The 12,749-nt window shown below is 73.8% G+C and carries 12 protein-coding genes; 8 read left to right on the plus strand and 4 right to left on the minus strand.

What is annotated here, in order from left to right:
* The first annotated feature begins 149 nt into the window (after positions 1-149).
* Entirely contained in the window at positions 150-872 is a 723-nt protein-coding gene (locus ABLM29_RS05410) for a helix-turn-helix transcriptional regulator (protein ID WP_349712922.1), read from the plus strand.
* A 27-nt stretch (positions 873-899) separates the two neighbouring features.
* On the opposite strand, the gene ABLM29_RS05415 is transcribed toward ABLM29_RS05410, so the two are convergent.
* Positions 900-1,601: a response regulator gene (locus tag ABLM29_RS05415; RefSeq protein ID WP_349712923.1), complete on the minus strand. Its 702-nt coding sequence runs from the start codon at positions 1,599-1,601 to the stop codon at positions 900-902.
* Complete coding sequence (locus tag ABLM29_RS05420) at positions 1,598-3,136, minus strand: sensor histidine kinase (protein WP_349712925.1); 1,539 nt, start codon at positions 3,134-3,136, stop codon at positions 1,598-1,600. The genes ABLM29_RS05415 and ABLM29_RS05420 overlap by 4 nt, the downstream gene beginning before the upstream one ends.
* A 730-nt stretch (positions 3,137-3,866) precedes the next feature.
* Between ABLM29_RS05420 and ABLM29_RS05425 the strand changes: the two genes are divergently transcribed.
* Both ABLM29_RS05425 and ABLM29_RS05430 read left to right on the plus strand, forming a co-directional pair.
* On the plus strand, positions 3,867-4,646 hold the full coding sequence (locus tag ABLM29_RS05425; protein ID WP_349712927.1) for a siderophore-interacting protein: 780 nt from the start codon (positions 3,867-3,869) through the stop codon (positions 4,644-4,646).
* Between the two features lie 23 nt (positions 4,647-4,669).
* Complete coding sequence (locus tag ABLM29_RS05430; protein ID WP_349712929.1) at positions 4,670-5,116, plus strand: DUF3817 domain-containing protein; 447 nt, start codon at positions 4,670-4,672, stop codon at positions 5,114-5,116.
* 436 nt (positions 5,117-5,552) lie between these two features.
* On the opposite strand, the gene ABLM29_RS05435 is transcribed toward ABLM29_RS05430, so the two are convergent.
* Together ABLM29_RS05435 and ABLM29_RS05440 are read right to left on the minus strand one after the other, a co-directional pair.
* Entirely contained in the window at positions 5,553-5,687 is a 135-nt protein-coding gene (locus tag ABLM29_RS05435) for a hypothetical protein (RefSeq protein WP_349712930.1), read from the minus strand.
* Positions 5,688-5,777: 90 nt separating this feature from the next.
* The gene (locus tag ABLM29_RS05440; protein ID WP_349712932.1) at positions 5,778-5,945 is read right to left on the minus strand and encodes a hypothetical protein; all 168 of its coding nucleotides are present in this window, start codon (positions 5,943-5,945) and stop codon (positions 5,778-5,780) included.
* Positions 5,946-5,971: 26 nt separating this feature from the next.
* Here ABLM29_RS05440 and ABLM29_RS05445 point away from each other — a divergent pair, with 26 nt between their 5' ends.
* From ABLM29_RS05445 to ABLM29_RS05465, 5 genes are read left to right on the plus strand one after another with little or no spacing between them, the layout of a single operon-like run.
* Positions 5,972-6,379: a PstC family ABC transporter permease gene (locus ABLM29_RS05445; protein ID WP_349712934.1), complete on the plus strand. Its 408-nt coding sequence runs from the start codon at positions 5,972-5,974 to the stop codon at positions 6,377-6,379.
* A complete protein-coding gene (gene pstA, locus ABLM29_RS05450) occupies positions 6,376-7,635 on the plus strand; it encodes a phosphate ABC transporter permease PstA (protein ID WP_349712936.1) in 1,260 nt (419 codons plus the stop codon). The genes ABLM29_RS05445 and pstA overlap by 4 nt, the downstream gene beginning before the upstream one ends.
* Positions 7,632-9,254 (plus strand): phosphate ABC transporter substrate-binding protein PstS, encoded by a 1,623-nt coding sequence (locus ABLM29_RS05455; RefSeq protein ID WP_349712937.1) that lies wholly within the window; start codon positions 7,632-7,634, stop codon positions 9,252-9,254. Before pstA ends, ABLM29_RS05455 begins: the two co-directional genes overlap by 4 nt.
* Complete coding sequence (locus ABLM29_RS05460) at positions 9,251-11,854, plus strand: hypothetical protein (RefSeq protein WP_349712939.1); 2,604 nt, start codon at positions 9,251-9,253, stop codon at positions 11,852-11,854. The genes ABLM29_RS05455 and ABLM29_RS05460 overlap by 4 nt, the downstream gene beginning before the upstream one ends.
* Positions 11,851-12,747, plus strand: coding sequence for a class E sortase (locus ABLM29_RS05465; protein ID WP_349712940.1), 897 nt, complete (start codon positions 11,851-11,853; stop codon positions 12,745-12,747). Before ABLM29_RS05460 ends, ABLM29_RS05465 begins: the two co-directional genes overlap by 4 nt.
* The last annotated feature ends 2 nt before the right edge of the window (positions 12,748-12,749 follow it).

The raw sequence follows: 12,749 nt of genomic DNA on the forward strand, positions 1-12,749 counted from the left end.
CCGCTCTGGTCTGCGGCTTCCGGCGCGATTACCCAATCCCGGTGACGAGCCCGTGCGTCGGATGCGGTGGTCTTGCCGGATACGACCGGGGACTCCCCATCCTGGGGGTATCTCGGATCCGCTCGGCATCGCCGACGGAAGGAGGCTCGATGCCGGACCTCTCCGGACCGCAGCCTCGGTCCGGCGAATCGAGCGCCGTCGGGCCCGCTCCGCCCGTCGTGGTCGTCTCCGACCAGGCGCTGATCGCCGAGGCCGTCGCGGCCGCGCTGCGCAACTCCGGGCTGGAGGCCAGCTACGTCCCCTGGGGCGAGGTGCCGGACTTCGCGGCCGGCGACGGGGAGGGCGAGCTCGCGGCGGTGGGGATCGCGCTGATCGAGGGCGATCACACCGACCTGATCAACGCGGTCGCGGACCTGGTCGAGCGCAGCGGGGAGACCCGTTGGATTGTGCTCACGGCGGTGCCGGCCGGCGCGCTGTGGGGCGCCGTGCTCGAGGCGGGCGCGGCGCTGGTGCTGCCCCGGTCGAGCTCTCTGGAGCAGGTGGTGGCGGCGGCGCGGGGCGTGGCCGAGGGGCGTCAGCTGCGGCTGGCCGGCGAGGCCGGTCTGCGCGGCGCCTGGGAGCGGGTGCGCGAGGAGCGCGAGGAGCTGGTCAAGGCGTTCGGCTCGCTGACCCGCAGCGAGCGCGAGGTCCTGGACCAGCTCTACCGCGGACGGACCGTGCCCGAGATCGCGGAGGCCCGCGAGGTCTCCGTCGTCACGGTGCGCCACCAGGTGCGGTCGGTGCTGCGCAAGCTCGGCGTCTCCTCGCAGCTCTCGGCCGTCGCGAAGTACGACCGGCTGCGCGACGGCGGCCCGGGCGGCGCGACCCCCTGAGCGTCGCTCCGCCACCGGCGACGGAGGTCAGGAGACGAGGCCGTCCTTGGAGGGCGGCGACCAGCCGGCCTGCCGGGCCAGCCCGACCGCCGCCAGCTGGGAGGTGACCTCGAGCTTGGCGAGGATCGCCTTGACCTGGGTGCGCACCGTGGCCTCGGAGACCACGCTGGTGCGGGCGATCTCGCGGACCGGGTGCCCGGCGATCAGCTGGCCGAGCACCTCCCGCTCCCGCGGGGTGAGGCGCTCCAGCCGCTCGCGCAGCTCGTGCTCCTGCTGGCGCTGCTCGGACCACAGCCCGATCAGCTGCTCGCGCTCCGCGGCGTCCATCACCGGCAGGCCCTGGCAGATCTTGCGGACCACGGCCAGGATCTCGTTGAGCGGCTGCGTCTTCGGGATGGCCTTGCGGGCGCCCTGGCGCACGCAGTCGCCCCAGCGCGACTTGTCGGTCGACGCGGTCAGGACCACGACGTTCGAGCCGGTGCGCGCGATCGGGGTGATCAGGCGTACGCCGTCGCCGAGCTCGCCCAGGTCGAGGTCGAGCAGCACGACGCGCGGCTGGTAGCGGCTGACGCTGGCCAGCAGCTGGTTCGGCGTCATGGTGGCCGCCGGGACCCGGCGGACGTCGTACCCCTCCATGTTGAGGCTGAGCTCGAGCGACTCGGCGAAGAGCACGTGGTCGTCGACGATCAGGACCCTCGGCCGGCGGTTGGAGCTGTCGGTGCCGATCACGAGGCCTCCTCGAGGGTGCTGCGTCCGTGGCTGGCGAGCACGGGCACCCCGCCGTGGTCGTCGGTGTCTCCCTCGAGGTACGAGGGACGCTGCTGGCTCGCGCCCGGTACGCCGGAGGCGCGCCGGTCCCGGATCCCGTCGCTCGGCGCGCCGTCGCGGTCGTGCCGGGGCAGGCGCACCACGAAGCGCGCGCCGACCCGGCTGGGCGCCAGGTCGAGCGTCCCGCCGGTGTGCTCGAGCCGGGTCCGGGCCAGGCTGAGCCCGAGGCCCTGGCCGCGCGAGGTCTCGCCCCGCTCGCCCCAGGTGAAGACCGCCGTGCGGCGGTCGGGTGCGATGCCGGGGCCGTCGTCGGCGACGACCACCTCCGCGGCGCCGTCGGCCTCGCGGGCGACCACCGTGGTGGTCGCGCCCGGGGCGTGCTTGCGGGAGTTGTCCAGCAGGATGTTGAGCGCCTCGGTGATGCTGTCGGCGTCGCCGGCGACCCGCAGGCCCGACGGCTGCCACTCGACCTCGCGGCCGATCGCCTGCTGCGCCGAGACGAGCGGCCGGATCAGGCCGTCGAGGTCGACCGGCTCCGTCGCTGACCCGGCCGCCGCGCCGGTCGCGGTGGTGGGGCCTGGGGCCGCGGTCGCCGGGGCGGCCGCACCGTCGCTCTGGTCGTGGGCCGCGCGCCCCGCCAGGATCCTGGCCAGCCGTGCGGACTCGCGGTCCAGCATCTCCTCCAGCCGCTCGCGGTACTGGGCGCTCAGCTGGCGGTTGCTGTGGATCAGGTTCGACGCGCAGGCGATCCCGGCCACGGTGTTGGTGATCTCGTGCAGCCGGGAGCGCTCGTCGACCTGCTGCTCCTCCAGCTGTGCGAGCTGGGTTCCCAGGGCCTCGAGCCACTCCTCCTGGTGCTGGATCTCGATCCGGAGCGCGGCGAGGCTCGCGCTCAGCACGAGTACCCCGCCCGCGGTGGTGAGGACGACGACGGCGATCGCGACGACGGGCGTGGAGGTCTGCATGGTCGCGGTGATCACCCGCCCCAGGACCATCGCGAGGAAGCCGATCCCGATCCGGTGGGTGAACCAGCGCGGCAGCGGCGAGTCGCGACGCATCAGGCGCGCGGCGGCGAGGGCCCACAGCGCGAGCGCGAGGAACCCGGCGGCGGGCGGCAGCCAGGCCGGCGCGGCCGGCGACGTCTCGCTGAGCATCAGGTAGCCGCACGAGGCGACCAGGCCGAGCACCAGGCCGGCCGCCAGCGGATCCACCCGGCACGTCCGGGTGCGGCTGAGCCAGGCGATCGTCGCGATCACCATCGCGATGTTGAGGTCGAGCAGGATGAGCCAGCCGGCGCCGGCGAATCCGTCAGGATTGCTCAGGCGCACCATCGCGACGCCGATGGAACCGACGCCGAAGATGGTCATGGCGAGCGCGAGCCAGGCGAGGACCGGGAGCCGGGTGATCCGGTACTGGAAGTAGACGACCCCGGCCGCGGCGGCGAAGAGTGGCGCGACGACGAGCCGCGCGACGGTGGCGCCGGCCCCCCAGGACACGGGCGACGGCTCGGTCAGCTGGAAAAAGACTTGTGGTGCCGCGATGGCCAGGAGGACCAGCGCAGTCGCCGGCCACCCCCAAGTGCCCGCAGGCAGTGGGTTGTGCATGTGGCATCCCATCCCTGGCCCGCCCAGCGGTCCAGGTGTCCCCGTTCTCGATACCGTGTCCCCGAGTCCACGTCCCCTACGTCGGGATCGACCGAGTTCGACCCCCACACTGACGGCCCACCGCCGCCCTCAACATCCTCTGCAGCCTGCACGGAACAGTCCCTTGTCCCGTTGGGGAGGCGAGCTGTCTACCGGTCCCGCCGCCGAGGCTTCCCGAGTGCCTCGCCGGAAAAAGTAGGGCCGGTGCCCGTCACGTCTCCACCGAGACCGAGACGCTATACCAGATTTTGAGGATCCGGCTAGAGGTGGACACGGATGACTTTGGTAAAGACGACTGTGACGGGGAGCACACTGGTCGCCGGGGCGTCCGCCGACGGGGTGGCAGCGGACGCAGGGACGAGCAAGGGAGGACAGCATCGCAGGGGGGCGTGCGACGCGGTCCGAGTAGCTCAGACCGGACCCGGCGACCAGGGGGGCGGGCGCCCACATTCACCTTGGTGGTCCCGCCCGGTCCTGTGCATCGCCAAACTGCGGGATGCGTGTCACCGCACGCGCGGCCGACCGGCTCCGCGGCGTACTCGATATTGGGTTCGACCGTGCCCCCACGGCTAGGGTCGGCGCCGTGAGCAAGCCCCTGACCGAGCTGATCGTGACCGCATCGGAGCGGCTGACCCCGGGCATGGTGCGCCTGAGGTTCCGCAGCGACGACCTGTCCGCGTTCGCGGCCAGCGAGCACACCGACCGCTACGTGAAGCTGGTCTTCGGCGACCCGGCCGAGCTGGCCGCCGGCGGGCGACCGGTGATGCGCACCTACACCGCGCTCGAGCCCGACCCGGTCGCCGGCACGCTGGCGATCGACTTCGTGGTGCATGGGGACGAGGGGGTCGCCGGCCCCTGGGCCGCCGCCGCCGTGCCGGGCGACACCATCGTCGCGCGCGGGCCGGGCGGGGCGTACGCGCCCGATGCCGGCGCCGACTGGCACCTGCTGGCCGGCGACGAGGCCGCCCTCCCCGCCATCCGGCAGGCCGCGGCCGCCCTCCCCGCCAACGCCGTCGGTCACGTCGTGATCGAGGTGGACGACGCCGCGCACGAGCAGGAGGTCGCTGTGCCCCCGGGCGTGACGCTGACCTGGCTCCACCGCCGCGCGGGCGGCGGTCGCGCCGCGCTGGTCGACGCCGTACGGGCGCTGGAGTGGCTGCCCGGCCGGGTGCACGCGTTCGTGCACGGCGAGGCTGAGGCCGTGATGCACGGCATCCGGCCGTACCTGCTCGCCGAGCGGGGGGTGCCGAGGTCCGACGCCTCGGTCTCCGGGTACTGGCGCGCCGGCCGCACCGAGGAGTCGTTCCGACAGTGGAAGGCCGACCTCGCAGCCGATGAGGGCGCCGATGAGGCAACCCGATGACCAGCGCCCGAGGAGGCCACCCGATGAGTCCCGTCCGCCTGTTCCGCCGCGTCGCCGTCGCCGAGGCCGTCACCTGGGCCCTGCTCCTCTTCGGCATGTACCTGAAGTACGGCAGCGAGACCACCGAGCTCGGCGTGCGGATCTTCGGCATGCTGCACGGCGTCGTCTTCGTGGCGTACGTCGTGACCACCGTCCTGGTGGCCATCGACCAGCGCTGGCGCCCGGGCCGTGCGCTGCTCGCGCTGGCCGCGGCCGTGCCGCCGTTCGCCACGCTGCCGCTGGAGTGGTGGGCCCTCAGGCGCGGCTGGCTGGCCGGCTCCTGGCGGCTCCGAGAGGACGCCCCCGCCGGCACGCTGGAGCGGGCCGCGGCCTGGATCGTGCGCCGTCCCGCGCGCGGTGCCGCGGTCGGCGTCGTCGCCGTCGCGGTGCTGACCGGCGCCGCGCTGCTGGTCGGTCCGCCGACCGCCTGACCGACGGTCGGGACCCCCGCTCGCGGGAGTCCCGACCCGCCTGGCCCGTTCGGGCCACTTCGCCCCCTCTGGCCTGATCTTCCCAGGTCAGAGGGGTTTTTCGTCGGCGTCAACTGCACCGCTGGCGTTCGGGAGGCGTTCATCCGGCGCACCCCGTCCGGTCGTCATCGACCCTGAATGTTGCCTCGCCGAGCGGCTCCGCCCGGCGCCGGCTCGGCCCCGCTCGGGTGGCCTCGAACCAGGAACGATGCGTGACCACCCTGCCTGTCAACGACGCGGGCGCGCCCGAGGCGACCCCGCGCCGGATCAGTCGCCGCGCCACCGGCGCGGACGCCGTCTTCGAGCACGCCGCGCGTGCCGTCGGAGCCTCCGTGCTGCTCATCACCGGCGGCGTCGGTGTCTTTCTCGCGTGGCAGGCGGTCCCGACCCTCCAGCGCTACGGGCTGTCGTTCCTGACCGAGGAGCGCTGGGAGCCGGAGTCCGACGTGATCGGGATCGGCGGCGTGCTCGTCGGCACGGTCTCGATCGCCGCGGTCGCGATGTGCTTCGCGTTCCCGCTGGCGCTGCTCACCGCGCTCTACATCAGCGAGTACGCGCCGGCGCGGCTCAAGGGCCTGCTGGTCTCTGCGATCGACCTGATGGCGGCGGTCCCGTCGATCGTCTACGGGATGTGGGGCTTCTTCCTGGTGATGCCGCACGCGGCCGAGCTCGCCCGGTTCCTGGAGTCGACCTTCCCGTGGGTGCCGTTCTTCGACGTCCGCGGCTCCGACCCCGACGCCGCGGTCTGGGACGCCAGCCGGTACGTCGCCAGCGCGTTCTGTGCGGGCATCGCGGTCGCGATGATGGTGATGCCCGATGGCCTGCGCCGTGATGCGCCAGGTCTTCTCGCAGTCCCCGCCGGGGGAGCGCGAGGCCGCGCTGGCCCTGGGGGCGACCCGGTGGGGCGTGATCCGCACCGTGGTCCTGCCGTTCGGTCGCGGCGGCATCATCGGCGGCACGATGCTCGGCCTGGGCCGTGCGCTCGGCGAGACGATCGCCGTGGTGCTGATCATCTCGCCGGCCTTCGAGGTCAAGTGGAACATCCTCGAGATCGGCACCAACTCGGTCAGCGCGCTGATCGCGGTGCAGTTCGGCGACGCCAGCCCGGCGCAGCTCTCCGCGCTGCTGGCGGCCGGCTTCGTGCTGTTCCTGCTGACGCTGGTGGTCAACACGTTCGCCGCGGTGATCGTGAACCGCAGCCGCGCCGGGGACGGTGACGCGTGACGACCTACCTGCCGGCCCGTGACCGGGCCGACCGCGACGACCTGCCCCCGGCGGTCCCGCGGCGTGCCGTGGGCGCGCCGACGGCCGACGAGACGTTCGCCCGGGTCGGCGCGTGGGCGGCGGCGGTCGCGATGACCTGGCTGATCACCCAGCGGTTCCTGCCGCTCGACGGCCCGGCCTGGTTCCTGGTGTTCCTGCTCGGCACCGGCCTGATCACGACCGGGCTGCTCACGGCGATGACCTCCACGCTGGTCGAGGTCCGCGACCGGATGTCCGGGGTCGTGGTGACCGCCGGCGCCCTGGTCGTGGCGGCGGCCATCGTCTCCGCGGTGGTCTTCGTCTACCTGGAGGGCTGGCGGCCCCTGACCCACTGGAACTTCTTCAGCGAGGACATGTCGGGCGTGGAGCCCAAGGCGCCGCTGGACCAGGGCGGGATCCTGCACGCGATGGTCGGGTCGGCGATCCAGCTGGCCATCGGCATCGCGATCGCGCTGCCGCTCGGCATCGGCACCGCGATCTTCATGGTCGAGGTGGGTGGTCGGTTCTCGCGGATCGTGCGCACCGTCGTCGAGGCGATGACGGCGCTGCCCTCGATCGTCGCGGGCCTGTTCATCTACACGACCGTGATCCTCGCGCTCGGGCTGCCCCGGTCCGGCTTCGCGGCCGGCCTGGCGATCGCGGTGATGATGCTGCCGATCATCGCCCGCGCCGCCGACGTGGTGCTGCGGGTGGTGCCGAACAACCTGCGTGAGGCGAGCCTGGCGCTGGGGGCCAGCCGGTGGCGGACCGTGTGGCACGCCGTGCTGCCCACCGCCCGCCCGGGCCTGGCCACCGCGGTCATCCTCGGCATCGCCCGCGGCGTCGGCGAGACCAGCCCGGTGCTGCTCACCTCCGGTGCCGCCTCCTTCCTGGTGCTGAACCCGTTCGAGGGCGCGATGAACTCGCTCCCGCTCTTCGTCTACACCCAGGCCCGCAGCGGCGTGCCGACAGCGATCGAGCGCGGGTTCGGCGCGGCCGCCGTGCTCATGGTGCTGGTGCTGGCGCTCTTCGTGGTGGCGCGCCTCATCGCCCGCCCCCGCCGGGCGAGGCCGTCGCTGCCGCGCCGGCTCCTCCGGCTGCCCGTCGACTGGGCCCGCGCCGCGCGCCGCCTGGCCCGCCGTCGTACCGCTCCCGGCCCGGCCGCCCCGGCGCCCGTCGCCGCCCGCGTCCCCCATCCCGCCAGCCGTCCCGCTCCCGCTCTCGAGGTCAGCCCGTGAACCGCCGTCCCCTCCGTCTCCTGCTCGCCGCCGCGCTGGCCGGCCTGCTCGCCCTGCTCGGGTCCGGCGGCGCGCCCGCCGCGCCGCTGGCGCTGCGGGTGCCCTACACGACGATCGAGGGCACCGGCTCGACCTGGTCCGAGCTGATCGTCCAGAAGTGGATCGCGGACGTGAACGCCAACGGCATGAAGGTGGTCTATACCGGCGGCGGCTCCAGCAAGGGCCGCAAGGACTTCGCGCAGTCCACCAACGACTTCGCGATCTCCGAGATCCCGTACCAGGGCGTCGACGAGAACGGCAACGCCGACAAGTCCGACCGCCCCTACGCCTACCTGCCGATCGTCGCGGGCGGCACGGCGTTCACCTACCAGCTCAAGATCGGCGGCGAGCTGGTCCGCAACCTGCGGCTCTCCGGGGAGACCATCGCCAAGATCTTCACCAACCAGATCACCAACTGGAACGACCCGGCGATCACCGCGGACAACAACGGCCGGGCGTTCCCCTCGCTGGCGATCACCCCGGTGGTCCGCTCCGACGGATCCGGCACGACGGCGCAGTTCACCACCTGGATGGACGACCAGTACCCGAGCATCTGGCGCCCCTACTTCGGGCACTCCGGACTCACGTCGTACTACCCGCGCAAGTCGGGCTCGCGGATGGTCGCGCAGGCCGGCTCGGACCAGGTGATGAACACGGTCAAGGGGTTCGCCGGCAACGGCACGATCGGGTACGTCGAGTACTCCTACCCGGTCAACGCCAGCTACCCGGTCGTCAAGGTGCTCAACAAGGCCGGCTACTTCGTCGAGCCGACCCAGTACAACACCGCGGTCGCGCTCACCAAGGCCAAGATCAACCCCACCACGCTGACCCAGGAGCTCGACGGCGTCTACGTGAACCCGGACCCGCGGGCGTACCCGATCTCGTCGTACTCCTACATGGTCATCCCGACCTCGGCGACCGACGCCCGGATGACCACCTCGAAGCGGCAGACGCTGGCCGACTTCGTCTACTACTCGCTGTGCGCCGGCCAGACCAGCGCCGGCGACTACGGCTACTCGCCGCTGCCGCTGAACCTGGTGCAGGCCGGGTTCGACCAGGTCGCCAAGCTCAAGAAGGCGGACCCCGGCGTCAACCTCACCGACCGGGACGTGCGGTCGTGCAACAACCCGACCTTCGACGGCAAGAACCTCAGCCACAACGTGCTCGCCGACGTCGCCCCGCAGCCCGCGGCGTGCGACAAGGTCGGCGCCGGGCCGTGCGGCATCGCCACCGGCACCAACAAGCCGTCCACCGACGACCCCGACGCGCCCGAGGACGCCGCCGACCCGGAGGCGCCGGCGGCGGGGCCCGGCGAGGCCGGCGACCCGGAGGCCGCGCCGGAGGAGGCGGCGCCGGAGGCTGAGGTCGACCCCGAGACCGGGCTGCCGGCCGCCGACCCCGGCACGGCGACCGCCGACACCGCCGGGACGGCCGTGTACGCCAACCCGACGCTGGTCTCGGCCCGCGCCGGGGACCAGCGGCCCTTCGGCGTGCTCGCCGTCGTCCAGCTCCTCGCCCTGGTCGTCGTGCCCGGGCTGATCATCGCCACGCTCCGCCGCCGGCCGGGGAGCAACCGGTGAAGCGGGGTCGCGCCGTCGTCGGCGGCGCCGTCGGCGCGCTCCTCGGGCTCGCCGTGCTGACCCCCGTGCCCGCACCGGACGCGGCCGCGGTCGCGCCCGCGCGCGCCGCGGTGGCCGGCGGGGCGTACCGCGAGACGCGGTCGCTGGACCGGACGATGGTCGAGACGACCGGGGAGAGGACCGTCGGCTCCTACGAGATGACGGTCAGCGCGGACCACACCACCAACCTGCGCGGACGCGAGCGGATCCGGATCTCCTGGCAGGGCGCCCCGCCGAGCGGCGGCCGAGCCAGCAACCCGTTCGGCGAGCAGGGTCTCGCGCAGGAGTACCCGGTGGTGATCCTGCAGTGCCGCGGCACCGACGACCCGGACCTGCCCGTCGACGAGCAGCTGAGCCCGCGCACCTGCTGGACCTCCTCGTACTACCAGCGCTCCCAGGTGCTCGCGTCGCCGAGCGCCGCGCTGTGGACCGTGGACCGGTACGCCGCCGAGCCGGACGTCGAGCGGATCTCCGGCCTGGAGGGCGTGGCCGACGAGGAGTGCGCCACGGTGCGCGACTCGGCGAGCTTTTACAGCCACCTGACACCGTTCGTGGCGGCGTCGGGCGAGGTCTTCCCCGCGTGCGACCGCGACACCATGCCGCCCGAGGCGGCCGTCGGCGCCGCCTTCCCCGCGGCCGAGGTGGCCGCGTACTCCGACACGGACGGCGCGGGGTCGGTCGACTTCGAGGTCCGCTCCGCCGTCGAGAACGAGTCGCTCGGCTGCTCCCACGAGGTCGCCTGCTCGATCGTGGTGGTGCCGATCGCCGGCCTCAGCTGCGCCGCGCCCGGCGACCCGGTGACCACCCTCGACCGGAACTGCCGGCAGTACGGCGAGTTCGCCTGGGGCAGCAGCAACTTCGCCGGCCTCGGCATCGACCAGGCCGTCGGCCCGGCGCTGTGGTGGTCGGAGTCCAACTGGCGCCACCGCTTCTCCATCCCGATCACCTTCGGGCTCCCGACCGACGCCTGCGACGTGCTCGACCCGCGCCCGCCGGTCGGCTTCGCCGGCTCGGAGCTGATGGCGCAGGCCGCGCTGCAGTGGGCCCCGGCGTACTGCCTGAACAAGAAGCGGTTCAAGTTCCAGCTCAACCAGATGCCCGACCAGGCCGGGTGGAACCTGATGGAGAAGGGCGACGCGCCGGCGGCGTTCGTCTCGGGCCGCAAGGACCGGGTGGGGGAGGACCCGGTCGGCTACGCGCCGACCGCGGTCACCGGCTTCGCCATCGGGTACGTCGCCGACAAGCCGGACAACGCCGGCGAGGTGTCCCGGCTGCGGCTCAACCCACGGCTGCTGGCCAAGCTGCTCACGCAGAGCTACCCCGGCTCGGCGCTCGGCAAGGGGCACCCCGGCCTGGGCGACAACCCGCTGAGCATGCTCACCGACCCCGAGTTCATCAAGCTCAACCCGGGGCTCAGCACCCGCGACACGGAGGCGGCGGCGACGCTGCTGTCGCTGTCGAACTCCTCGGACCAGATCGAGCAGCTGACGGCGTACATCGCCGCCGACGCCGACGCGACGGCGTTCGTCGCCGGCGAGGCCGACCCGTGGGGGATGACGGTGAACCCGGCGTACGAGGGCCTGACGCTGCCGCTCGCGGAGTGGCCGCTGCTCGACACGTACACGCCGGAGACCCAGGACCCGTGCCGGCAGGCGAACCCGTCGGTCTACCTGACCCAGCTGGCCGCCCCGGTGACCACGCTGCGGAAGATCTCCGACGCCCTGATCGACTCCTGGCCCAACGTGCAGACCCGCTGCGACGGCGACCCCACGACGGTCTCCGGGTGGAAGATCGGCCGGATCGACCGCCAGGCCTACGGAGCCCGCTTCATGCTCGGTCTGGTCAGCCTCGGCGACGCCGAGCGCTACGGGCTGCGATCGGCCTCGCTGGCCACCGCCAAGGGCACCTACGTCGCCCCGACCAGCCGGTCGCTGGCCGACGCGGTCTCGATCTCGACGCAGGACGAGGACGACGAGTACGGGCCGTTCCAGCTGGACCAGGGCGACGTCGCCCGGGCCCGCTCCGCCTACCCGGGCACCCAGGTCGTCTACACGGCGGCCCGGACGCACGGCATGGACGCCGACGAGGCGGCCACGGTCGCCTCCTTCATCCGGATCGCGGTCTCGGAGGGCCAGCACGTCGGCCGCGACAACGGCGACCTCCCCGAGGGCTACCTGCCCATCCTCCGGACCGGCTCGACGGCCAAGCTCTGGGCGGCGGCGCAGCGCGTGGCCGACGCGATCGAGGCGCAGGAGCTGCCCGCGGTGCCCGAGGAGGAGGACGACGCCCCGGACGACGCCCGGCCGCCGGCCGACACCGGCCCCACGCCGCCGAGCGCGCCGGCCGTGCCCGAGGAGGACGAGCCGGCGGGGGCCGACGAGCCCCGGGCCGACAAGCCGGGCAAGCGCGCGAAGCCGGAGGTGACCGTCGTCGCGACCGAGGCGGCCAGCTCGCCGACCGCGTTCGCGATGCTGCCGACCCTGCTGGTCCTCGGCCTGGTGGCGGCGTCCGCGTCGCTGGTCACCCGCCTGGTCGGGATGCGCCGGGGAGGCCGCCGATGACCGCCACCGCCACCCCGCCCGCGCACCGGGAGCGGAAGCCGCGCCCGCCGCGACCCGAGCCGACCGCCGGCAACATCGTGGCGAGCACCTCGCTCACCGTGCTCTCGGTGCTGTGCCTGTGGCTCCTCGTGCACCTGCTCCTCCTGGGCACCGTCTCCCACGACCGGGAGCAGGCGCTGCTCCACCGCGAGCTCCGCACCCAGCTCGCCGGCGCCACGGCCCCGGTCGGCCCCGTCGTGCCGGCCGGGGACCCGCTGGCCCTGCTCCGGATCCCCGCGATCGGCCTCGAGGAGGTCGTGGTCGAGGGCACCGCGGCCGGTGACCTGTTCGCGGGACCGGGCCACCGGCGCAACACGGTGCTCCCCGGGCAGGCCGGCATCTCGCTGGTCTACGGCCGCTCGGTGACCTACGGCGCCCCCTTCCGCCGCCTGGCCTCGCTCACCCCGGGCGACCTGGTCCAGCTGACCACCGCGCAGGGGCGGATCAGCCTCCGCGTGCTCGGCGTGCGCCGCGACGGCGACCCGCTGCCCCAGCCGGCCGCGGCGGGAGCGACCCGGTTGACCCTCGTCACCGCCGCCGGCGCGGGCCGGTTCGCCCGGCTCACCCCCGGCTCGGCCCTGTACGTCGACGCCGAGGCCGCGGAGGGCTTCCCGGCGCCCGGCGGCGTGCCCGCGGTGGTGCCGCCGTCGGAGGAGGCGATGGCCTCGGGCACCGAGGCGCTGCCGCTGCTCACCCTCTGGCTGACGCTGCTCATCGGCGTCGTCGCGGCCGCGCTGCTGGCGCTCCGGCGGTGGTCGGCCGGCCTGGTGTGGGTGGTCGCGATCGCGCCCGTCCTCGCCCTGGCCTGGCTGGCCACCGACACCGCGATGCGGCTGCTGCCCAACCTGATCTGACC

It is taken from the genome of Nocardioides sp. YIM 152588 (genome assembly GCF_040191335.1).
GTDB lineage: Bacteria > Actinomycetota > Actinomycetes > Propionibacteriales > Nocardioidaceae > Nocardioides.